The sequence below is a fragment of the Flavobacterium panici genome, assembly GCF_024499525.1.
Lineage (GTDB): Bacteria > Bacteroidota > Bacteroidia > Flavobacteriales > Flavobacteriaceae > Flavobacterium > Flavobacterium panici.
In genome coordinates this window covers 5181344-5204263 of the sequence record NZ_CP100437.1, presented here as the reverse complement: position 1 = coordinate 5204263, position 22920 = coordinate 5181344, and the positions used below count along the sequence as shown (strand labels likewise).

General features: G+C 33.6%; 20 protein-coding genes. 10 read left to right on the top strand and 10 right to left on the bottom strand.

The window, feature by feature from the left end:
* Positions 1-70 precede the first annotated feature (70 nt).
* Positions 71-1753, bottom strand: a complete 1683-nt coding sequence (ggt, locus tag NLJ00_RS21690) for a gamma-glutamyltransferase (protein WP_256635382.1) — start codon at positions 1751-1753, stop codon at positions 71-73.
* Between the two features lie 31 nt (positions 1754-1784).
* The gene (locus NLJ00_RS21685; protein ID WP_053470680.1) at positions 1785-2369 is read right to left on the bottom strand and encodes an acyl carrier protein phosphodiesterase; all 585 of its coding nucleotides are present in this window, start codon (positions 2367-2369) and stop codon (positions 1785-1787) included.
* A 289-nt stretch (positions 2370-2658) separates the two neighbouring features.
* Here NLJ00_RS21685 and glmM point away from each other — a divergent pair, with 289 nt between their 5' ends.
* Positions 2659-4047, top strand: a complete 1389-nt coding sequence (gene glmM, locus NLJ00_RS21680) for a phosphoglucosamine mutase (protein ID WP_256635381.1) — start codon at positions 2659-2661, stop codon at positions 4045-4047.
* Between the two features lie 67 nt (positions 4048-4114).
* Here glmM and NLJ00_RS21675 read toward each other — a convergent pair whose 3' ends face one another.
* Positions 4115-5599: a glycosyl hydrolase gene (locus NLJ00_RS21675; protein ID WP_256635380.1), complete on the bottom strand. Its 1485-nt coding sequence runs from the start codon at positions 5597-5599 to the stop codon at positions 4115-4117.
* Between the two features lie 209 nt (positions 5600-5808).
* Entirely contained in the window at positions 5809-6684 is an 876-nt protein-coding gene (locus NLJ00_RS21670) for a lysophospholipid acyltransferase family protein (protein ID WP_180858862.1), read from the bottom strand.
* Positions 6685-6797: 113 nt separating this feature from the next.
* On the opposite strand from NLJ00_RS21670, the gene NLJ00_RS21665 reads away from it, so the two are divergent.
* The 4 genes from NLJ00_RS21665 to NLJ00_RS21650 all read left to right on the top strand — a co-directional run bounded on the left by NLJ00_RS21665 (position 6798) and on the right by NLJ00_RS21650 (position 9711).
* Entirely contained in the window at positions 6798-7436 is a 639-nt protein-coding gene (locus NLJ00_RS21665) for a rhomboid family intramembrane serine protease (protein WP_180858863.1), read from the top strand.
* A gap of 52 nt (positions 7437-7488) precedes the next feature.
* A complete protein-coding gene (locus tag NLJ00_RS21660) occupies positions 7489-8178 on the top strand; it encodes an SIMPL domain-containing protein (protein ID WP_256635379.1) in 690 nt (229 codons plus the stop codon).
* Between the two features lie 121 nt (positions 8179-8299).
* Positions 8300-8896 carry a Crp/Fnr family transcriptional regulator gene (locus NLJ00_RS21655; RefSeq protein ID WP_256635378.1) on the top strand — a complete coding sequence of 199 codons (597 nt, stop codon included), beginning with the start codon at positions 8300-8302 and terminating at the stop codon, positions 8894-8896.
* 92 nt (positions 8897-8988) lie between these two features.
* Positions 8989-9711, top strand: a complete 723-nt coding sequence (locus NLJ00_RS21650; protein WP_256635377.1) for an SDR family oxidoreductase — start codon at positions 8989-8991, stop codon at positions 9709-9711.
* Between the two features lie 81 nt (positions 9712-9792).
* Here NLJ00_RS21650 and NLJ00_RS21645 read toward each other — a convergent pair whose 3' ends face one another.
* The 6 genes from NLJ00_RS21645 to NLJ00_RS21620 all read right to left on the bottom strand — a co-directional run bounded on the left by NLJ00_RS21645 (position 9793) and on the right by NLJ00_RS21620 (position 18845).
* Positions 9793-10062, bottom strand: a complete 270-nt coding sequence (locus NLJ00_RS21645; RefSeq protein ID WP_256635376.1) for a hypothetical protein — start codon at positions 10060-10062, stop codon at positions 9793-9795.
* A gap of 149 nt (positions 10063-10211) precedes the next feature.
* The gene (locus NLJ00_RS21640; RefSeq protein ID WP_256635375.1) at positions 10212-10862 is read right to left on the bottom strand and encodes an HD domain-containing protein; all 651 of its coding nucleotides are present in this window, start codon (positions 10860-10862) and stop codon (positions 10212-10214) included.
* A 99-nt stretch (positions 10863-10961) separates the two neighbouring features.
* The gene (locus NLJ00_RS21635; RefSeq protein ID WP_256635374.1) at positions 10962-11819 is read right to left on the bottom strand and encodes a helix-turn-helix domain-containing protein; all 858 of its coding nucleotides are present in this window, start codon (positions 11817-11819) and stop codon (positions 10962-10964) included.
* Positions 11820-11964: 145 nt separating this feature from the next.
* Positions 11965-12756, bottom strand: a complete 792-nt coding sequence (locus NLJ00_RS21630) for a polysaccharide lyase (protein WP_256635373.1) — start codon at positions 12754-12756, stop codon at positions 11965-11967.
* A gap of 688 nt (positions 12757-13444) precedes the next feature.
* Positions 13445-15445, bottom strand: coding sequence for a RagB/SusD family nutrient uptake outer membrane protein (locus NLJ00_RS21625; protein WP_256635372.1), 2001 nt, complete (start codon positions 15443-15445; stop codon positions 13445-13447).
* 13 nt (positions 15446-15458) lie between these two features.
* On the bottom strand, positions 15459-18845 hold the full coding sequence (locus NLJ00_RS21620; RefSeq protein WP_053470710.1) for a SusC/RagA family TonB-linked outer membrane protein: 3387 nt from the start codon (positions 18843-18845) through the stop codon (positions 15459-15461).
* A 518-nt stretch (positions 18846-19363) separates the two neighbouring features.
* On the opposite strand from NLJ00_RS21620, the gene NLJ00_RS21615 reads away from it, so the two are divergent.
* From NLJ00_RS21615 to NLJ00_RS21595, 5 genes are read left to right on the top strand one after another with little or no spacing between them, the layout of a single operon-like run.
* Complete coding sequence (locus tag NLJ00_RS21615) at positions 19364-20041, top strand: DUF6134 family protein (protein WP_256635371.1); 678 nt, start codon at positions 19364-19366, stop codon at positions 20039-20041.
* A gap of 19 nt (positions 20042-20060) precedes the next feature.
* Entirely contained in the window at positions 20061-21092 is a 1032-nt protein-coding gene (locus tag NLJ00_RS21610) for a sterol desaturase family protein (RefSeq protein WP_256635370.1), read from the top strand.
* Positions 21014-21298 (top strand): hypothetical protein, encoded by a 285-nt coding sequence (locus NLJ00_RS21605; RefSeq protein ID WP_123924580.1) that lies wholly within the window; start codon positions 21014-21016, stop codon positions 21296-21298. Before NLJ00_RS21610 ends, NLJ00_RS21605 begins: the two co-directional genes overlap by 79 nt.
* Before the next feature lie 36 nt (positions 21299-21334).
* Positions 21335-21940: an RNA polymerase sigma-70 factor gene (locus tag NLJ00_RS21600; RefSeq protein ID WP_240514933.1), complete on the top strand. Its 606-nt coding sequence runs from the start codon at positions 21335-21337 to the stop codon at positions 21938-21940.
* Positions 21937-22917, top strand: coding sequence for a FecR family protein (locus tag NLJ00_RS21595; RefSeq protein WP_256635369.1), 981 nt, complete (start codon positions 21937-21939; stop codon positions 22915-22917). The genes NLJ00_RS21600 and NLJ00_RS21595 overlap by 4 nt, the downstream gene beginning before the upstream one ends.
* Positions 22918-22920 lie beyond the last annotated feature (3 nt).

The window sequence follows — 22920 nt, the reverse complement described above, 5'->3', positions numbered from 1 at the left end:
GTTACGGAGAATGCAAATTTAGCTTTAAACATTCGATTTTGTCAAATTTTTCTACTAAAATCTTTTTGCTTTAAAATCCCGCAGCTTTGTCATCACCACGAAAATCGGCACCTCCTTCAAGAGTATTGTCTGGCAGAACCAAAATAGCATCCACTTTACCAATTACAGGTGTCGTTTTTTCGTTGATCAAATATCCTTTTGCTTTTAAACTTTCAATCGTATTATAATTGAACGTATTTGGCTCAAACGTAATAAGATCCGGAAGCCATTGATGATGAAAGCGTGGTGCATTTACTGCTGCCTGCATACTTAAATTATATTCGTAAACATTCAAAATAGTCTGCAATACAGAAGTTATAATTGTAGATCCGCCCGGAGAACCTACAACCATGAATAATTTTCCGTTTTTCTCTACAATTGTCGGCGTCATAGAGCTTAACATTCTTTTTTGAGGAGCAATGCTGTTTGCTTCGTTTCCAACTAATCCAAACATATTTGGTGATCCCGGTTTTGCGCTAAAATCGTCCATTTCGTTGTTTAAGAAAAAGCCTAATTCCTCACAATAATATTTAGATCCAAAACCGTCATTTATTGTTGTAGTTGCAGAAACAGCGTTTCCAAATTGATCGACAATAGAATAATGCGTTGTTTCGGTACTTTCGTTATACGTAATTTTTCCTTCTTTTATTTCTGATGATAATGAAGCTTTTTCGGAATCAAAATTTGACATTCTTTCTTTTAAATAAGAATCTGATAAAAGACCTTTAATTGGAATTTTTACAAAATCAGGATCTCCTAAAAAATGGCTTCTATCGGCGTAAGCCCTTCTTTCTGCTTCAACAATTACCTGAATTGACTGTTCAGAATTGTGTCCCATTTTTGATAAATAAAACGGAGAAATCATTTTTAGAATCTGTGACAGACAAATACCGCCGCTGCTAGGAGGAGCCATCGAAGTAATTTTTAAATCTTTATAATCAAACTGCAATGGATTTCTCCACTTTGCTTCATAAGATGCTAAATCTTTAAGAGTTATAATACCGCCTTTTTTCTTCAGATAATCAACTAAAACCTGGGCAGTTTTGCCTTTGTAGAATTCATCTTTACCGCCTTTTAAAATTCGTTTAAGCGTGTTGGCAAGCGCAGGATATTTTATTGTGTCACCTTCTTTGAATTTTCCGGCCATTAACGTAGTTGGCCCATTTGCTTTTACAATGGCATCATGATAATTCTCAAGCTGCTTTTGTTGTTTTAGGGTTACAACGACACCCTTTTCTGCAAGTGCTATAACTGGTTTCAGAATTTCTGATATTGGCAGAGAACCAAATTTTTTATGAACGGCAAAAACTCCGGCGATAGTTCCGGGAACACCAATAGCTAAAGGAGTTTCGGTACTTTTTCCGGGAATTACATTTCCGTCTTTGTCCAGAAACATATTTTTTGTAGCGGCAAGCGGTGCTTTTTCGCGATAATCTAAACTTCCAACTTCTCCGTTTGCTTTTCGGTACACCATAAATCCGCCGCCGCCAAGATTTCCGGCATATGGATAGGCAACTGCAAGGGCCAGTTCGGTTGCGGCCATGGCATCAAATGCGTTACCGCCTTTTTTCATTATTTCTACGCCAATTTTTGAAGCTTCAGCACGAGCCGAAACGACCATTGCTTTTGAAGCGGTTAAACCAGTTGGTGAGGCTGTGTGTTGTGCAAAATTGTAAAAGGATATAAAATAAATAAGAAGTGAAATTTTTTTCATAACAAGAACATATTTTATAAAATGGTTAGGTTTATAAGGAAAGTAATTTTTGTTTGGCTTGTTGTTGAATGTCCTCAAAAAAAAGAGTGAATTCCTGTTCAAATTCTGTATAAAATTCTTTTAATTCTTCGCTGGCGAACTGCATTTTTGAAACATTTCTCGAACGTCTGTCCATCTGGGTTAAAATTTGATGGATTCCTTCGACTGTTCTGTAACTCAAAAGCCAGTTTCTTTCTATCATATAAGGCATTAAACCTTGCGTTTTTTCGGTTAAAACAGCGTAATTTTCGTGTAGTGAATTGTAAAAACGATTGATGAAGTCTTCTAATTTTTCATCGGAATAATTCGACCAGTTTTTGGCTAAAAAGTGATCGTAAACAATATCTATAATTACTCCGGAATAATGATGGTATTTTTCGTGAAGACGTCTGGTGCTTTGTCTAAAAATATCGTGAGAGTCTGTGTAAGTGTCTATAAAGCGGTGTAAAAGAATTCCTTTTTGAACATCTTGCGGAAAATGCTCAAACTTTTTTCCGCGAATGCCATCAGCCATAAAATTGCCAATTTTGATTAAATCATTATCACCGGAAAGATATATATGGGCTAAGAAATTCATTTTTTTTAAAGTTGCTAAGGTTCTGAGTTACTCAGTCACTAAGTTATTTTAGTAAATGTATAAAAACTTTTTTAAATCATTTTGTTATAAAATAGTCACTATTTTACTTAAATATTTAAGGTATTAAAAAAACATTAGCATCTTATCATCTAAGAGCCTTGATAATTATGATAAAATAATCAGAGATTTTACCTGAATATTTAAAGTAGAAAAAAAACTTAGCCTCGTAGAACCTCATAAGCTTAGTAACTTTTTTATATTTGTAATAAAATAACCATAACTCACAAAGATGACTTTAATAAAATCGATTTCAGGAATACGAGGAACAATCGGTGGAAAAGTGGGAGATAACCTGACTCCTGTTGACGCTGTAAAATTTGCATCGGCATACGGAACTTTTCTTAAAAATAATACTTCAAAAGAAAAACTAACAGTTGTAATAGGCCGCGATGCTAGAATTTCGGGACCTATGATTCATAATCTTGTTGTAAATACTTTAATAGGTTTAGGAATTAATGTAATTGATTTGGGACTTTCTACAACGCCTACAGTTGAAGTTGCGGTTCCTCTTGAAAAAGCAGATGGAGGAATTATTTTAACGGCATCTCATAATCCAAAACAATGGAATGCTTTGAAATTATTGAATGAAAAAGGAGAATTTTTAAGCGGAGATGATGGTGCTAAAATTCTTGAAATTGCCGAAGCTGAAGCTTTTGATTTCTCTGATGTTGATAATCTTGGAGAAATTACACTGAATGATGCTTATATGGATATTCATATTGATGAAGTATTGAATTTGCCTTTAGTTGATGTTCAGGCTGTAAAAGATGCTAAGTTTAAAGTTGTTGTTGATGGAGTGAATTCTTCTGGCGGAATTATTATTCCAAACTTATTAGAACAAATGGGCGTTGAAGTGGTAAAATTATACTGCGAACCAAATGGACATTTTCCGCATAATCCGGAACCTTTAAAAGAGCATTTAACCGATATTTCTGAATTAGTTGTAAAAGAAAAAGCACATTTAGGAATTGTTGTTGATCCAGATGTTGATCGTTTGGCTTTTATCAGCGAAGATGGTGAAATGTTTGGTGAAGAATATACATTGGTTGCCTGCGCAGATTATGTTTTGAGTAAAACTCCTGGAAATACGGTTTCGAATATGTCTTCGTCCCGTGCATTGCGTGATGTTACAAATGGACATAACGGAAAATATGAAGCAAGTGCAGTAGGAGAGGTGAATGTTGTGGAATTGATGAAAAAGAATAAAGCGGTTATTGGCGGTGAAGGTAACGGCGGAATTATTTATCCTGAATTGCATTACGGACGTGACAGTTTGGTGGGAGTTGCTTTGTTTTTAACGCATTTAGCAAATAAAAAAATAGCAGTTTCGGCATTGAGAGCTTCTTATCCGGAATATTATATGAGCAAAAATAAAATCGAATTAACTCCTCAAATTGATGTTGATGCCATTTTAACGGCTATGACAGAGAAATATAAAAACGAAGATATTTCGACAATTGACGGTGTAAAAATTGATTTTGCTAATGAATGGGTTCATTTAAGAAAATCGAATACGGAACCAATTATTAGAATTTATACAGAAGCGCCTTCGCAAAAAGAAGCTGATACTTTAGCACTTCGTATTATTGATGAAATAAAAGAGATTGCAGGAATTTAATTTTTGCGATACTAAATAAAAAAGCGCCTTTCAAATTTATGAAAGGCGCTTTTTGTATAGTTAAAACTTAGTTCTTTATAATTTTCATTGATTTGTTAATTGAACCATACGAAACGTTTACGATATAAACTCCGGCAGCTAATTTATCGCCAATCTTAATATCTTCGTTTGTAGAGTAATCATTAGAAGAGAAACATACACTTCCTTTCATATCTACAATTTTTAGAGATATAGGTTCTGTTGTAAAAGATTTTATATGAAGTGTAGACTCAACTTTAATAGGATTTGGATAAATCGTAAAAGAATCATTATCTGCTTTTGGATCATTTACACCTAAGTTTCCTGAAGCTACATCAATATAATTAAAATTCATATCGCTTGATTTGAACTTAATTTTTAAATAAACTTCGCCTTTTGGCAATGTAACTCCGTTTACAACTTTATCTGCATATGTTTGATATCCACCAGTTACAGGAAACGTTTCATCTGTTTTTACTATAACATCATTAACCAAAATGTCAAATTTCCCCGGAATAGTTGGCGAAGCAACTCTAAACGTTAAGTTATAAGTTCCTGCATTGGCAACATTAAGCATAAATTCGTTCCAGTCGCCGCTGTCTATAAAACATACATTTTGTCCGGTTCCGGAATCTGTTGTGTTTTGAAGTCCGGTTCCTTTTCTTCTGTAATGTTGATTGGCTGTAATTCTGCCCGGAACATTTAATTTTTTTGTTGTATAACTAACATTAATATATTCTGTTCCTATTGGTTTTAAAACACCACTTGTTGGGCTCAACAATTGTCCTTCCTGCATATCTGTCCAGTCTGCCGGAACGCGGCCTGTAAACCAAGAATATCTGTAAATATCCGGATCGTTTTCAAAACTATTAAGGATTTGTTTCATAAAAGCAATTTTATCTGCTTCAGACTGAATAACTCGATTTGCAAATTCTGTCACCCAAACTGGGCGGTTATACTTTTTTAAAAGACTTGTTACGCCAATAACAGAGCCAGCTGTATTATCATAAGTATGAAAAGCAATATAATCGACTTTACAATCAGGGCACAAAAGAAAAAATTGATCGTGCCATGCAGTAGGACTGCTGTAACCGCCATAATTATCAGGCCCATTAAAAGCCGGTGATGCGCTTACGATTTCTAAGTTTTTTGCAGCAGCAACTTTTTCTACGTTTACCCATGCATTTACAGCTTCCTGAGGAGTTAAACGAGCACCATCATTAAAGTTAGGTTCGTTAAAAGCTAATAAATATTTAGCACCTGGTTTAATTTTATTTATAAAATTTTGTACTTCAGCATCGCTTAATTTTCCCCAAATCATTGGAACATATTCAACTCCAAGAGTTGCATAATTCGCATTAACGTCATTTTCAGGAAGTGATCCCCAATTGTACCACCAGGAAATCCCCGGTTTAAGTGCTAATAAATCAGCCGTTGAATTATTTCCATAAGCAATTCCGCGTTTCGTACTCTGGGCAAATGCTGTAATAGAAACGGTTATTAACAAAAATGTAAAAAGTAACTTTTTAATCATGATTAAAATTTTGGTAAGGTTTTTTTATTCGATTTAGTTAACTTCAAATTTATGTGGTTTGTGTAGTTTTTAAGTCAAAAAAAAATATTACAAAAACCCATCAAAATATATTTCAACACCTTTGTAAATCTTATATGCAAGATTTACAGTTTTGACGATAAAAGAAAATCCAAAAAGTAACGACTGCTTTTTGGATTTTCTTTTGTAAATTATTTAGTAACTCTATGTTTCCATCTTTTGTGTGTCCAAAGATAAAATTCAGGAGCTTCAAGAATTTGTTTTTCTACTTCTTTCAGGTATTTCTCTGTAATGTCAAAATTTTTATAATCATGCGGATTATCAGCAATGGTTAAAAAAGTAGCTTCATAATAACCTCTTGAAACCTTTTTTACTTTTACCATTATTACACTTAAATCATATTTTTTTGCCAGCATTTCGGCTCCTGTATGCACGGGAACTTCAATACCCATAAATTTCATCGAATGAAAAATTCTGTCCAGTTTAGGCGATTGATCACTTGCAAGTCCGTACATGCTTAGTTTTCCGTCACGCTGATTTTGGGCCATTGTTGGAATCGCTTTTCTTGTTTCAACTAATTCGGTATTGTATTTGGAACGAATTTTTCTAATCAATTTATCAAAATAAGGATTAGCAATTTTTTTATATACTGCAATTCCCTGAAAACCCAGTTTTGGATTAATGGTTAAAAGCCATTCGTAACTTGCATAATGTGAAGCAACAAGAATTACACTTTTACCTCGTCTTGCATAATCCTGAACCAATTCAATATTGGTTACATGGAATCGCTTTTCCATTTCTTCTGGTGTAATGCTCAATGTTTTTACCATCTCTAAAAACATATCACACATATGGTGATAGAATTTTTTTTCAATCACTTTTCTTTCAGCTTTGCTTAAATTAGGAAAAGTAAGCGCCAGGTTTTCGCGTACTACACTTTTACGATATCTAATAACTCTGTAAACTAAAAAGTATACAAAATCTGAAAACAAATAAAATAAGCGAAATGGGAGTATAGAGATTAGCCAAAGTAAAGGGAAGGCTATTATATAAACAATAAATTGCATCTAAAATTTTTTTCTACAAATATAATGTAAAAATGAATAAGCTCGATATTTTGGATTCTCATCAACTTATGTTTGATATTGTTTATCTTTACCCTTCACATTAAATATTATTTATGAATACCATTTTAATTGGAATTATAGTGGCCAATGTACTGATTAGTTATAAAGGTTTTAATGATCTTTATTTTTTTAGAAAATACGAATTTCATGTTGGGAGTATACGTGCAGGAGAACAAATCAGAATGCTTTCGTCTGGTTTTCTGCATGTAGATATTATACATTTGGTTTTTAATATGTATACACTTTGGATGTTTGCACCGGTGGTTATAGACTGGATGGGAACTTTTTCTTTTGTTCTGGTTTATTTTGGAAGTTTAATTTTTGGAAGTCTTCTTACCATGATCTTTCATAAAAATGATTACAGCTATCGTGCTGTTGGAGCTTCAGGAGCCGTGACCGGGGTTTTATACTCTTCAATTTTACTTCATCCTGATATGACACTTGGAATTTTTGGTATAATTCCAATTCCCGCTTATCTTTTCGGAATTTTATATTTATTATATTCTATTTATGGAATGAAAGCTAAAAATGATAATATTGGACATACAGCGCATTTTGGAGGCGCAATAGGCGGATACTTAATTACTTTAATAAAAGAGCCTTCATTAGTTTATGATAATACTTTCATCGTTGTTTTACTTTTAGTCCCAATTTTGATTCTTTTCGGCATGGCTAAATTGGGAAAATTATAATGCTGGCATAACTTTTGAAATGCTTTAATCAATAACTTAAAATATCACAGAAATGAGAAAACTAGTATTATTTTTAACAATCATGTTTATGACTATGTCTTACGGCCAGGAAACCAAACAAATTCCTCAAATTAATGTAAATGGGGAAGGAAAAGTAAAAGTAGCACCTGATCAGGTTTGTATTTCAGCTACGGTTGAAACAAAAGGGAATAATGCTAAAGATGTCAAAAAGCAAAATGACGAAAAAATTGACGCAGTTTTAAAATTCATCAAAAAAATGAATCTTCCTGCAGCAGATTTTAAAACAAAACAAGTTGCACTTAATCCGCAATACGATTACGAGAAAAAGAAAACAAGCTACAATGCAACACAAACTGTAGAAATCGTTTTAAAAGATTTATCTAAATATGATGAATTGATGGAAGGTTTGGTTCAACAAGGAATTAATCGTATTGACAAAGTTTCTTTTGAATCTTCTAAATTGACATCATTACAGTCTGAAGCCAGAAAATTAGCGATGAAAGATGCTAAAGCAAAAGCAGAAGATTACGTTTCAGTTTTAGGTCAAAAAGTAGGTAAAGCTTATGTTATTTCAGATAACTCACAAATTTATCACCCGCAGCCAATGTATGCGGCTATGAAGTCAATGGCTGCTGATAATGCAGGAGCTGAAAATGAAACATTAGCAGTTGGTGAAATCGAAATTACAGCAAATGTTAGTGTAAGTTTTATTCTGGACTAAATAGTTTAAATTCTAAATAATAAAAAATCCAAATTCCAATTTTACGATTGGGATTTGGATTTTTTTTTTGATCAATACTAATTAATCTTTCTAACTTTGATAAAGTCAAAATATACTGAAAATGCTAAAAGAAGATTGTAATAATATGCTGGAACAGTTTTGTAATCATTTAGATCTTTTTCATAAAATTTCTTTAGAAGATAAAAATAGTATTGCGCAATATTTAGAATATAGATCTGTAAAAGAAGGAGAGATTTTAATTGAAGAAAATAAAATTGCCAATGAAATCTTTTTTGTCTGCAATGGCGTATTGAAAATTGCGAGCGTTAGCGATAAAGGAAATGATGTTATTCATTTCTTTTTCGGCGAAAATCACTTTTGCACTATTTTAAAAAGTTTTACTGAAAATATAGTTTCTCAAGATATTGTTCAGGCTGCTTGCGACACTGAAATAATTGTTTTGGAAAGAAATAAATTAGATTCTTTGATTAAAGATTTGCCTTATTTTAAACCAATGCTCGATACAATTTTTCAGCAAGCGCTGCTTAATAAAGTAGAACTACGTAATTTTTATCTTGGTACTGATGCAACATCGCGTTATCAAAAATTTATAGAGCGACAACCCAATATTGCCTCCAGAGTATCACAAACTGATATTGCCTCTTATCTCGGCATTGCCAAACAATCCTTAAGCAGAATTAAAAAGAATGCATTCTAAATTTCCTTTTTAACATTTGTTAAATCCATTCCGTAAGTGACTTTCTACTTTTGTTCGACTAAAAAATAGTGAATAATAGTAAACAAGAAACAATGGAAAATTTAAAAGACAAAAAAGTAGTTATAATAGGCGGAAGCGCCGGAATTGGTTTGGCAACTGCAAAATCAATTGCGTTAAAAGGAGCAAATGTAATTATTGCTTCAAGTAATCAAGAACGCATAAATAAAGCTTTACAAGAAATAAAAGGTCAGGCGCATGGGCAAGTTATTGATGTGACTGATGAATTGCAAGTCAAAAGTTTTTTTGAAAAAATTGGCACATTCGATCATTTGATTTTTACTGCTGGTGAAAATATTATGCTTTCAAATGTGGAAGATACTGCTTTAGAAACTGCCAAAAATTATTTTAATATTCGTTATTGGGGCGCTTTTACAGCCGTAAAATATGCAGCGCCATTTATCAATTCTACAGGTTCAATTGTACTAACCAGCGGAATTGCAAGCAACAGACCTAATAAAGGTTGGGCTTTAGGCGCCAGTATTTGTGCAGCTATGGAAGGTTTTTCAAGAGCATTAGCAATGGAATTAGCACCAATAAGAGTTAATATTGTTTCTCCTGGAGTAGTAAAAACAGAACTTTGGGGCGGTATGTCTGAAAATGAAAGAAATGAAATGTATACCAATATTGGAAACGCTTTGCCTGTAAAAAGAGTAGGCGAGGCCGAAGATATTGCTAAAACATTTGTCTATTTATTGGAGCAGGAATATGGCACAGGACAGACTTTAATTATTGATGGAGGAACTTCATTAGTATAAAATCAATCCAAATCAATTATAAGATAAAGGAGCCAATGAATATTTTCAAAGGCTCCTTTACCAATATTTGTGCATCCACTTTCAGCTTTGCATTAAAAAAGTTTCAGGTTCAGAATCATCTTCATTGTCTAGTTCTTCCCAGTCATTTTCATCATATTCAGATTCCATATCATCATCTAGGAATTCATCTTCAAGATCATCCAGTTCAAGATTGAAATGCTTATGCGATGTTAATGTGTTCGAAAGATTTCCTTGCAGATAATCATCATAATTTAAAAGCAGCTGCTCTTCGTAAGAAGTCATGTCGCCTGTAGATTCTTCTGGTATATAATAGTAATCGTTAAAAATCATAATAGAGAGGTTTAAATTTATAGTTTAAGCTTTATCTAACTTTTCAATTAGCATAACTTAAAATTAAATTTTTTTACTGCTATTTATTTTATACAATTTTGAGAATGAGTTACTAAATTCTCATCTTACTATTTGTAAATTAATTTTTATTACTCTTTCCATGGAGAATGCAAAATACAGTCGCAAAAGTTTTTGCGATGAAAATTCGGAATCATGTAAGCACAGACATCGGCTTTTATGTTTCCAAAAGTAGTTTCTGTTTTGTGTTCAAATCCGCTGAAAAAAGTTGGAATAATTTTGTTCTTAAAATCATCACGAGGAAAAGCGTCCAGAATTTCAATTCTGTTTTGATGGCTTAAATGTTCATAGCCTTCACCCATAACATCCAGACCAACTCCAGAATACATAAGGGCGACTTCTGGTTCTTTATGTTCTGGAATTCCTATTGTTGTATGCAGTGCGATAGTATCCCAAACTAATTGAAGTGATTCTTTTGGTAAATTATGGCTTTTGAGGAAATCTCTCGCCGCATTTGCACCGTCTACTTCAAAACGTAAATCTGTACTGCTGTAGTGTTTTGTTAAACCCAAATCGTGAAAAACGGAAGCCACATACAATAATTCTTCATCATATTTAAGTTGTCTTCTTTTTCCGTTTAAAGAAGAAAACAGAAATACACGCAGCGAATGATTGTAGATAAATTCTGTGCCGTGTTCTAATAAAAGTTCTGTAGCCTGCTGTGCAATAGAACTGTCCGGAATAACTATTCCTGCAATTGTTTTTAGTTTGTTTACTGACATGATAATTTGTTTTTTTCAAAGGTATCTTGAGAGACTTGTTTGAGGAATGTCAAATTACGTCAAGCGCATGTCAAAAATTACGTGAGTATTACTAAAGATTTAATTTCCAATATTTAGAAAAAGTAATCTGTATTCATGAGGAGAAACCTGAGCATTCTTTTTAAAGAAATGGCTGAATTGCTCTGCGGTAGTAAAATTGAGTTGAAAAGCAATTTCTTTTATTGGGTTAGAAGTAAATTGCAGTGCTCTTTTGGCTTCGGCAATAATTTGTCCGTTTATTAATTCTTTTGCGCCTCTGTTACTGCAGCGTTTGCATAAATCTGTTAGCTTTCGTGCCGAAATTCCTAAAAGATCTGCATAATCTGCCACTTCTCTGGACGTTTTATAGTTCTTGCTGATTAATTCTAAAAACTGTGCATAGGTTTGATTTTCGTAGCTGTCAAAGCCTTTTGAAAGCGAATGATTTACGTTTGCAATCTTAATCATTATAATTTTTAAATACGCAGCCAAAGCATCTAATTGATTGATGTATTCCTCTTTTTGGTATTCATACCATAAAGATTTAAAAATTGAAATAAGTTCAATATTGTCCTGATGATTTAACGGAATGGTTTGATTGGCAGAAGCATTATTAAACAAAACAGCTTTACAGTTGTTGGCGCTGGAAGGCGTTCTTTCCCAAAAACAATCGCCAAAACTAAGTTCGTATCCAGTAAATTTTGTTTCAGCATTAAAACTTATAAATTGTCCTTTTGCGATTAAAAATAGTTGTGAAGATGAAATTTGAAAAATCTGGTCGTCAATAATTATTTCTCCTTCGCCGGATTCAATTAGTAAGATTCGGTTATAAACAAGTCTGTACGTTGATTTTTGCTCGTATTTCTTGTCTTCAAGAAAGCGTATCGAGAATGAATTTTTAATCTCTTCTTCTACAACCAAATTTGATATAGAAAGCATAATTTTTGACAGAATTGTTTATGAAAGTGATAACAAAGATAGTTAGAAAAACCAACAACTTCGATGTGTTATTAGTATATAATAAACAATATCGAAGTTGTGATTTTTATTTATTCCGGCTAAAATGTTTTAAACCGTATAAGTATTATAGAGCATCCCAAGATGCACTTGGATAATAAATAGAACTTGTTACCGGAGCTTTCCAATATTCCTGACTACCACCACGGAAAGTGTGTAAACTTACTGCATTAACATTTCGTTTTGCATCGTTAGTCACCCAGCGAATAGTTTGATTCAATATCTCTGTACCATTTACATAATATTTTACGTATCCGTTAGTGTTCGATCCAGTATTTAACTTAACAGATATTTGACAGTTATATGTAACGTTTTCCTGGATATAGTATTTTTTTCCAAAATCATTACCAAATTGTCCCGGCTGATCTTTGTAATAAACGTAAGGCTGCAAATAAGCTCCGCTTCCTTTAGCAGAATTTGATCCATTTGGGCAATACCACATAAATCTGGCACTTCCGCCATTACCATCCCATCCCGGATCTCCGCCAGTATTTTGATCACCAATTAGGATACCATATCCGCATTTTCCGCCTCGGCTCCAATAAAATCCGGAATTAAATCTCATCTGGAACCAAACGGTATAAACGCCCGTTGACCAAACACCATATGATGTACATAAACCACCCGGACACGATAGTGTATTGGTTTGTAATGTAATTGTTCTGGCTCCGGCGCTGCCTGCTAATGCTTCAGCAAGAGGATCTGCCGCTGCAGTGCTTGAAGAAACTTCTTTGTTATTGGTTTGCTGTACGTCTTTGTTCACGCTTTGCGGTTCATTTAAATCTTGCTCCTTGTCGCAGGAATTAAATACTAATACTGTAATAAATAGGAAACTTGTTAATTTTAGGAATTTTTTCATTTTTAAATAATTAAAGGTTAGTAATAATTAATTTAATGGTTAGTAAAAATTGATATTTAAAATAGCATTGGCTGCTGAAACAAAAACTTTTACAGTTCGTGAAATCGGCATCAATGTATACGTAAGTAAAAATGTTTTTATTTGCGTATGGGTCATGCAATTTGTCTAGACATTGCCTTACATTCAAATCACATTTGTGGTGGTTACACAATTAGTAATTTGACAATGTAAAGTTGATTAAAAACAATTCGAAAGGGGAGTAATAAAGTACGTAATTGGGTACAAAAAAATCTTATGTATGTATTTTGTGTATTTTTTTCAGGTTAAAAAAACAATATCAATAAAAAAAGTATGAGAAAAATTGACAAAGTTTAAATAATTAAGGATTTAGTATTTTTTGTCTTTTGAAAAATATTCATCTAATTGATTTGTAGAAGTTTAATCTTAATTCAGGGAATGTTTTTAGGTTTATAATTATTTCAAAATAAAAACATTCATTTTTAACCAAAGAATTACAGTGAACTTAATTATTAAATTCTACTTGGGAAAATAGAGAAACAATATCTCTGCTGAAATAAAAAAAGCGAGTTAAATATATTAACTCGCTTTTACTTTAGCTTTCTTTTGAATAAAGCTATTTATAATCTATTCTTTTCTAAATCATTAATTTAAGATAAATAAAAGAGGTTTAAATTTTGCTTTCGTCTTCAACAGCATCCTGCCATTTATCCCAGACTTTAACTCCTGCATTGTAACCATCATAACCAAAGTTCTGACTTACCTGACCTTTGATATTAGGCTCTATAGCAAGTCTAAATGGAATTGGCCAGTAATTATTACGTTTGTCCATAGTATAAAACTTAACACCTGGTTTAAGAGAAATACCAGCCGGATATTTGTTGTAAAGGGTATAATGCACAATACGCTGATACCAATAACTACCTCCGGCTGCATCTGTTCCAGATTGTTTGTCCCAATTTGTTAAACTGTAAGTATGGCCCCATTCATCTGGTTTACCGCTCATTGCTAAACAGTGTGAAATACGTTTTAATTCAACATTTCGCCATTCTTCCATATAAAGTTCTCTTCCTCTTTCTGCACAAATATCACCAATAGTTACTGTTGAATACATTTGCGAAGCTTTTGCTCTAGCTCTTACAACATTTACATCCTGAGCTGCTCCGGAAACATTTCCTTGATAAAAACGGGCTTCTGCACGTAATAAATAAGTTTCTGCTAAACGGTATATGTACATATGCGCGCTTGATCCGGCCGTAGCTCCCTGAAAATCATTTGCTGCAGGATTAGCTTCAGCTACAACATCATGATAATAGATTTTATAATGCGGAAAATCAAACCAGTCACGAATAGAATCTTGTGCTAACAATTTGCCCGCTTCTCTCATTCTAAAATTTTGCCCGGCCCATGTTGCACTTCCACCAGCTCCGGGAGCATATTTAAGGTCTTCCATATTTACCCAGTTTCCTACGGTGCTGTTATGTCTAAGATCTTGTTTGTCTTCAACATTGTTTACAACCCACATAGGATGTTGTGAATAATAAGAACCACTAATAGTACCAATACCACGTCCTATTGCTCTTTGATAATCATATTTTGCATTATAATTAGTTTTATCAGTCAATGGAAAACGCGGTGCTGCTGTTTTACCATCAGGAGTAATTAAATTGGCATCATTCCAGTTAGGTCCAAAAATTCTCATCGAAGCAAATGCTAAAAATGATTGTGCTCCTCCGTTTGGTGCTACTAAGATAGCTTCGGTATTTGCAGATATTACCTTGTTCTCAGGTCTGTGCAAATCCCAGATTACATTTCTGGTAATAGGCCAAGCCGTAGGATTTCCTCCCGGATCAAAAATTCCTAAATTATTTTGTACCAAAGAGTAACCTGATTGACCAATTAAAATATTAGCTTGTGCTTCGGCATCAGCAAATCTTCCAGATGCTAAATAACATTTAATTAGTAACTGACGGCAAGCACCTTTGCTAACCATACCTACATATCCTATTTTTGACTGCTCTGGAACATATTGTACAGCTTTCTCCATATCTGCTGTAATCATTTCAATGATGGCTTCCTTTTTAGTAGAATAGTAACTTTGCTTTGGAACAGATAAAATTTTAGTAATCAATGGTATGTCTCCAAATTGATAAACCAGATTAAGATAGCGATATGCTCTGTGAAAATAAGCCTGCCCAATATATTTATTTTTAACCTCTTCGGATAAACTTGTCACATTCCCAATATACGTTAATACAGTATTGGCATTTTTAATACCTGTATAAGCTTCAGTCCACATAAACCCAAGATAAATAGATTCTCCGCTTGGATCTCTTCTAAAATCTCCGGTAGGAACAATAGTATTGGCATAATCAGCAATATTACTTCCTGTGTCTGTTTTTCCATATTGTGCCATGTCAGAGAAAAGATACTCAGTACCAATAGGCACACTCACACCAGAAAAACCATAGTGAATATAATTATTACGCAGCTGTTTATCGCACAGTGCTAAAGTTGCCTGTAATCCGGCTTCTGTAGAAAACGTATTTTCAGGTTCGTAAAACGAAAGCGGATCTGAGTCGAGAAAATCCTTTGAACAAGAACTGGACAGTGCAGCCAATAGAATAAAGGGCACTAGTCTTGTAACTTTATTTTTTATATATTTTTTCATTGTTGAATAATTATTAAAGTTGGAAATTAAAACCTAAATTAAACTGTCGCGTAGCTAATCCTCCTGTTTCCGGATCTCCAAAATATTTCCATTCTTTAGAAGCAGACCATGTTGCTACGTTTTGAACTGAAGCATAAATTTTTATATTTTTAATATGCGCACGATCTAAAAGATCTCTAGGAAGTGTATAGGCTAACGAAATGTTGTCTAAACGAATAAAACTACGATCATACAATCTTCCTGGTGCAACCGGAGTTCCTGCAGGCCCTTTAGCATCAAGACGTGCCCAGTCATTGGTTGGGTTATCAAGTGTCCAATACGGATTTACATATGGATTGAAGTTGAATTTATACAAACTGGCATCGTTGAAAGTGTTCATATAAATTGAACTAAGTGATTTACCTCCCACATTTGAATACATACTGATAGCTAAATCCCAATTTTTATAAATCTTAAAATCATTGCGCATCGACCATTGTACTGGAGAGTTTGAATTCCCTAAAAACTGCTTGTCTTTTTCATTATAAACTGCTTTTTTATAAGGAACACCATCTGGATCTACTGCATCTACATCATCTGCTGTATAGCTGTTTGCAACTTTTGGGTCTCCTGGACGCTGTCCATATCTTCGAGCTTCTTTCCACTCCTCTTTTTGCCATATTCCAGTTACTCTGTAATCCCAAATTTGAGTGATTGGTCTGCCTATAAACCATCCATTAGCAGAATCATTTCCTTCTTGCGTTCCAATAACATTACCATTTTCATCTTTAATATCTACCATATTGCCATATAATGACACAATTTTATTTTCGTTATAAGAGATTCCAAATGAAGTGCGCCATTCAAAGTTTGTGTTTTTCATATTAAGACTGTTGATACTCAATTCCAAACCTTGATTTTGAACCTCTCCAAGATTGGTTGCGATTGATGAAAAACCAGTAAAACCAGGAAGGGACTGGCTCATAATCATATCATGGGTAGATGCCCTGTAAAGGTCTAAAGTAGCAGTAATGCGATCATTTAAGAAACCTAAGTCAAGACCAATATTTGTTGAGGTTGTTTTTTCCCATTCCAAATTTGGATTTGCCAAACGATCTAGTGCTAAATACTTGATCTCAAGTGCTTTTCCAGAAGGATCTAAATATCCCATTGTTCCTGTGTTTACTAAGTTTGCTAAAGAAACGTATGGATCAGCAAGCGACCTGTTTCCGTTTTTACCCCAAGACAAACGCAATTTACCGGTACTCATAGCATCTAATGGAAACCAGTTTTCATTTTTAAAGTTCCACGCAACCCCAAAAGAAGGGAAAACTGCGTAAGGATTTGAAGCTCCAAATGCTGAATATCCATCACGACGAATTGTCGCTGTAAGCATATAGCGATTATCAAACGAATAGAAAAGTCTTGCCATCAATCCATCTGCTGTTTCATGCGTATCGTTTGATCTGATTGCACTATTTGCCATTGTTGCCGTATTTACAAGGTGAAACCCTAAAGCATCTGAAGGCTGAATATTATAGGCATCCATTCCATCTGACCAATAACGGCGTTCTTCGGCTTCCTGAACAAAAGTTGCAACGATGTGATGTTTTTCAGCAAATGTATAATCCCACGTTATGGTATTGTTCAGGTTGTAATCAAATCTTATAGCGCTGTTTCTATTTGCTCCTGTGGTAGCTGCAGGCCAGTTTGGATTTTGTGTTGACCTGAAATAACGATCATGAAAAAATTGATAACGAGGAGCGATATTAAATGAATATGTAATACCTAAAGGTAAAGTTACCTTTGTATTGAAAATAGAATTCAATGTTGTATAACCTGTTTCCTTATCAATAAATTGGCGCTCGTAGTAATAGTTATAATTCTGTCCTGAAACATTTTTCCCCATTGGCTGTCTCTCATAGTTGCCATTTGCATCTCTAAAAGTTCCAAATGGGCTGGTTCTCATCATATTATTATCCCCGGCATTTGTACCTAATGAAGGTGTAATATCTCCATCTGATCGATCCTGAAAATTAATGTTTGCCCCAAAGTCAAGCCAGTCTGTAATTTTAGCATCAACTTTCATATTAGAGCGAGCTGATTTATAATCGTTACCCACAATAGCTCCTTCTGAAGTTAAATAACCAAAAGACATATAATAATTAACTCTTTCGCCTGCTCCGGAAATACTCAAATTATTGTCACGATTAATACCCGTTCTAAAAGAACTGTCGCTCCAATCGTGTGTTTTGTCGTCCAGGAAATTAGCCATTAGCGAAGGATCAAAATTCAATCCCAAGCGTGCTCCCCATACTTCTTTTGAACTTTTTCCATTTGTTTGAGCAGCTGGTTGATACGCTAACCATTGCGCTTCTGTAATTCCCCATTTACTTAAATCATTAGGATTTGAAAAATACCCGGGTTTACCATTAGCAACTGTTCCTGCTATCCATGCTTCATATTGCCCAGTTGCTGTGTTGATACCATAAGTTTGGGCAGTTTCCCAATCTTCACGATATTTTAAATATCCCTCTGGAGAATACACACCACGATAAGCGCTCTTACTGCTAATTGTCGTGTTTGTAGTAAAACTAATCATTGGTTTACCTGATTTCCCTTTTTTAGTTGAAATAAGGATAACCCCTGCTGCCGCTCTTGATCCATATACAGATGCCGCCGATGCATCTTTTAAAATATCAAGCTGGGCAATATCATCAGGATTGATTTCTGAAAGTTCACCATAAAACTGCATTCCGTCTAAAATAATAAGTGGTGAATTATGAGGTCCTCCTGTTTTTTGATCATTACCTGTATACACAGAAGTCTGCCCACGAATTTGGATATTTCCGCCTCCTTTTGCAGATGGGTCATAACCTACTCTTAAACCCGGAGTACCTCTTAATATATCCTGAACAGTCTGCGGATTTTGGTTTGCCAGTTTATCAGGTGTTATCTGAACAATTGCTCCCGTTAAATCCTTTTTCTTCATTTTACCGTATCCTACAACCACAACTTCATCTAGTGATGTTGTCGCTTTTTGAAGTTTTACAGTAATGGAAGTTTCTCCTTTTAAAGCAATCTCTTTGGTTGTATAACCTAAATAAGATATTACTAATACAGCATTATCATTATCTGTTTTTAAAGTAAATTTTCCATCAAAATCTGTCAAAGTAGAATTTTTACTTCCCTTTTCTAAAATAGTAACTCCCGGCAGCGGCATACCATTTTCATCATTAACTTGGCCTTTGATGTTTTTTTGTTCCAGTACATTTTTTAGGTGTGTTGTACTTTTTGAACTAATTGCGTAGCTATGAACCTGGGATAAAGAAAATAACACACAGAGCATCATCATTTTCTTCTTCAAATTAAACACAGATTCGCAATCAGGACTTTTTTTGATCCTAATAAAATTTGTCATTTTTGGTTTTCATTTTGGTTAATAATTAGTTAGTATGAAAATCACTATGGTTTGGGTTAAGTGGATAAGTGATTAACTGTGCAAAAATGAATAATAATGGGTTTTGTGAGGAGTAATAAAATACGAATTAGGGTACTCAAAAGTGTTGTGAAATCATTTTTGATATTTTTTTAAGCTTAAAAATTTATTATTGTAAGAAAAAGTATTAAAAAAATATTGAATGTATAAAAATATGTGGTTTTGATCCAACTTGTAAAGGCTATTAAGCTTTTTATAAACTATTAAATGTATTTATCGCTGTAAAATCAGCATTCTGCAAAACCATCACATTTATTACACTACTAATAAATAAATATTCATGTCAAAACCCATTCGTTGAGACTTTTGAGCTGTTTTCATATCATTATTTTTTCTGAGTTGAAAAAAAATTTCATTTTGAAATAGGGGTAAAGTGTTATTCGGTTGTATTACTGCTGTAGCAAGAGTACAATTATTAACTTTTAATCTCCAATTGCCTTATGATACTTTTAATTATCACTATCGCATTACTATTTTGGTTATTTAAAAAATGCGTTTCCCTGCATGAGATTTTCAGTTTTCAAGCCATAAATTTTCAGGTAAAATCTGTCGTGTTCTTTTTTCTTTCTATAGCTATCTCTCACGCGCAGGAAAAAACGGTAAACTATAATGTACTTCGAAATGGTGCTGTCATTGGGCAAATGCAGTTCTATCAAAACAATAATAATGGTGAAGTCTTTTTGAAAATTTCTTCGGAAGTAAAAACCCGATTGATTGTTGGCATCAATGTAAAAACAGAAGAAGGTTCTCATTTTAAAAACGGAAAATTAATATCCTCCTATGTAAAGCGTCATGTTAACGGAAAAGAAAAAGCCAATAAAACGACGCAGCTCACAGATTCAAATTATAAAACTTCTGACGAGAATAAAAAAGGAGAAATCAAACAACAATATATCAATTACAACCTTATGCTGCTTTACAGTAAAGAACCTGTAAGCGAAGACAAGGTTTATTCTGATAGTTTTCAGCAATTTTTAACGATCAAAAAAACAGACAACCACTCGTATCGTATTGAATTGCCTGACGGAAATTATAATGATTATCATTTCCAGAACGGTATATGTCAAAAAGTCGAATTGCATCATTCTCTATTTACAATCAACATTCAAAAAGCATAAATCAATCAAAAAAATCATCATGATCAAAATCATCAATTACCTGTTTATTAAGCTGACCATTTTTGGTGCAAAGCCCATTGCAATGGATAGAATTTATGAAGTAGAAAAAAGTGCTCCCAATTTAATTGTATATGCATTGCCCGTTGTATTGTTTTTTACGGTACTGGAATTTGTTGTTTTTTATTTTTTAGAAAGAAAAGAATATGATAAAAAAGAAACGCTGGGATCTGTATTAATAGGTTTTGGAAACTTAACGGTTAATTTAATAATGAAAACAGGATTACTTTATGCCGTAGTCGAAATTTACAATATTCTCCCTTATCGAATGGAATTTAACTGGTGGAGTTTAATTCCGTGTTTTATATTGTATGATTTTAGTTCGTACTGGACACACCGAATTTCTCATTACTGCCGATTTTTCTGGGCGACTCATGTTGTGCATCATTCTGCAGAACAATATAATCTTACCGTAAGTTTTAGGCAGAGCTGGATTCAGTATATAAAAATTGTATTTTTTATTCCGTTAATTTTTGCCGGATTTCATCCAGCCGTATTTTTTATTGCCAATCAGCTGAGCGTTTTATATCAATTTTGGGTACATACCGAAGCCATTGGAAAACTGCACCCTTTTATTGAAAAATATTTCGGAACTCCTTCTAATCATCGCGTACATCACGGAAGTCAGGAAAAATATCTGGATAAAAACTTTGGTGCAACATTCATGATTTGGGATCACTTATTTGGCTCTTTTCAATATGAAGAAGAAAAACCACGCTATGGAATTACCAGTTTACTTAAAAGCAAACTTAATCCTTTATATCTCAACATACATGAATTTCAGGATATTATCAGCGACGTAAAAAAAGCAAAAGGCTTTCAAAAAAAGATGTATTACATTTTTGCCAGTCCCGATATTATTGCTAAAAACAAATTAAAAAAAGAAACAACTCAACCTCTTAAACTGCCTATATCATGCCAACAAGTCAAGAAAAACAACAAACATTTCAGCAGCAGCTATTCGAATACTTTAGCCGAAAAGATAATTGTGTAAAAACCATTGGTAACGAAATTGTAATTACCAAAGGAACAGATAAAGGATTATCGTTTACATATCTCTCAGACCACAGCTGTATTGTTCACTGTTATGAATTTAGCCTGAACACAGATCTCGATCCCGATACCACGATTGATGCATTTATTCAGCTATTGGCTAATCATAATATTATATACGATCAGCCGAGTCCTTCTTACAATTAATCAAAAAAATAATAGTAATATAAAAAGTATATATCTTTGATTGAATGTCAAAACGTATTAGTGGAGTATAGTAATATAGATCCTATTAGTTCTATAAAGAACGGAAACGAAGCAGCTTTTGAAAAGGTTTTTAAAACATATTTTAGAAACCTTCATGCTTTCGCCTATACTTTTATGAAAGATGATATCATTGCCGAAGAGATTGTACAAAATGTATTTTTTAGGATTTGGGAAAAAAAAGAGCAATTGCAAATTGACGATTCCTTAAAAGCATATCTCTACAGATCAGTTCATAATGAAAGTCTCAATCATCTCAAACACCTCAAAATAAAAAACTCATTTCAACTGCAGTATTCAGGCAATATGGAATCCTCAAATCAAGATGCCTCAAACCAAATGGTGGCAGCTGAACTCGAAAACGACATTCAAAAAGCAATCAGCGAATTGCCGCCGCAATGCCGTACTATTTTTCAAATGAGCCGTTTCGAGCAGCTCAAATATCAGCAAATTGCCGATCAATTGAATATCTCGATAAAAACAGTCGAAAACCAAATGGGCAAAGCCCTTAAAGTATTACGATCAAAACTGGTTGAATATCTTCCGTTTCTATTATCCTTATTACATTTAATCCGAAGATCATGAGCCAAAACAATATGAATATGAACGATGATTTACTAGTGAAATATCTAGTTGGCGAAACTAATGCAGACGAAAATGCAGCAGTAGAATTTTGGCTTAAAGCCGATGAAAAAAATCTGAACTACTACAATGGTTTTAAGAAAATATGGGAAGACAGTCTTTTAATTGCCGCCAAAAATAAAACCATAGATGAAGATGCGGCCTGGAAACGGCTGCAAAATCGTATTCAGGATAAAGAGGTGAGGGTAGTAACGCCTAAAAAATCTTCCGTCTCTTGGCTGCGTATTGCAGCTTCTATTCTCTTAATTAGTACTTTAGGATGGCTTGGTTATTCTTATTTCGAAAATAAATCAAACACATTAATTCAAATATATGCTTCAAACTCTACTTTAAATGATACTTTACCAGATGATACAACGGTTACTTTAAATAAGAATTCGTCTTTGTCTTATGTGAGCAAGTTTAAAGGCAAAACCCGTCCGGTTACTTTAAAAGGCGAAGCTTTTTTTAATGTTTCTCCAGATAAAACAAAACCGTTTATTATTACAATTAATGATGTTACGGTACAAGTCGTCGGAACTTCTTTTAATGTGAAAAACAAAAACGGAAAAACAACCATAGACGTTGAAACCGGAATTGTAAAAGTGAGTAAAAATAAAGATCAGGTAGAATTAAGACATGGCGAAAAAGTAGTTATTGTAGATAAAGAATCGGAATTATTAAAAAGTAGAAGCAAAGGCAGATTGTACAATTATTATCGTAATAAGGAATTGGTTTGCGATGAAACACCGTTGCAGGATTTAGTTGAGGCACTTAACGAAATATACGATGTAAATATCATTATTAAAAATCCTTCTTTAAAAGAAAAACAATTAACAACGGTATTTAAAGATCAATCCTTAGATCAGGTTTTAGAAGTAATTCAGGAAACCTTCAGAATCGAAATTGAACGTAAAAACAATCAAATTATATTAGAGTAATTC

Coding starts and splice junctions, on each gene's coding strand:
- NLJ00_RS21615 (WP_256635371.1), top strand. CDS start 19,364: ATGATACTTTTAATTATCACTATCGCATTACTATTTTGGTTATTTAAA.
- NLJ00_RS21645 (WP_256635376.1), bottom strand. CDS start 10,062: ATGATTTTTAACGATTACTATTATATACCAGAAGAATCTACAGGCGAC.
- NLJ00_RS21640 (WP_256635375.1), bottom strand. CDS start 10,862: ATGTCAGTAAACAAACTAAAAACAATTGCAGGAATAGTTATTCCGGAC.
- glmM (WP_256635381.1), top strand. CDS start 2,659: ATGACTTTAATAAAATCGATTTCAGGAATACGAGGAACAATCGGTGGA.
- NLJ00_RS21650 (WP_256635377.1), top strand. CDS start 8,989: ATGGAAAATTTAAAAGACAAAAAAGTAGTTATAATAGGCGGAAGCGCC.
- NLJ00_RS21685 (WP_053470680.1), bottom strand. CDS start 2,369: ATGAATTTCTTAGCCCATATATATCTTTCCGGTGATAATGATTTAATC.
- NLJ00_RS21660 (WP_256635379.1), top strand. CDS start 7,489: ATGAGAAAACTAGTATTATTTTTAACAATCATGTTTATGACTATGTCT.
- ggt (WP_256635382.1), bottom strand. CDS start 1,753: ATGAAAAAAATTTCACTTCTTATTTATTTTATATCCTTTTACAATTTT.
- NLJ00_RS21665 (WP_180858863.1), top strand. CDS start 6,798: ATGAATACCATTTTAATTGGAATTATAGTGGCCAATGTACTGATTAGT.
- NLJ00_RS21630 (WP_256635373.1), bottom strand. CDS start 12,756: ATGAAAAAATTCCTAAAATTAACAAGTTTCCTATTTATTACAGTATTA.
- NLJ00_RS21655 (WP_256635378.1), top strand. CDS start 8,300: ATGCTAAAAGAAGATTGTAATAATATGCTGGAACAGTTTTGTAATCAT.
- NLJ00_RS21635 (WP_256635374.1), bottom strand. CDS start 11,819: ATGCTTTCTATATCAAATTTGGTTGTAGAAGAAGAGATTAAAAATTCA.
- NLJ00_RS21610 (WP_256635370.1), top strand. CDS start 20,061: ATGATCAAAATCATCAATTACCTGTTTATTAAGCTGACCATTTTTGGT.
- NLJ00_RS21595 (WP_256635369.1), top strand. CDS start 21,937: ATGAGCCAAAACAATATGAATATGAACGATGATTTACTAGTGAAATAT.
- NLJ00_RS21620 (WP_053470710.1), bottom strand. CDS start 18,845: ATGACAAATTTTATTAGGATCAAAAAAAGTCCTGATTGCGAATCTGTG.
- NLJ00_RS21675 (WP_256635380.1), bottom strand. CDS start 5,599: ATGATTAAAAAGTTACTTTTTACATTTTTGTTAATAACCGTTTCTATT.
- NLJ00_RS21625 (WP_256635372.1), bottom strand. CDS start 15,445: ATGAAAAAATATATAAAAAATAAAGTTACAAGACTAGTGCCCTTTATT.
- NLJ00_RS21670 (WP_180858862.1), bottom strand. CDS start 6,684: ATGCAATTTATTGTTTATATAATAGCCTTCCCTTTACTTTGGCTAATC.
- NLJ00_RS21605 (WP_123924580.1), top strand. CDS start 21,014: ATGCCAACAAGTCAAGAAAAACAACAAACATTTCAGCAGCAGCTATTC.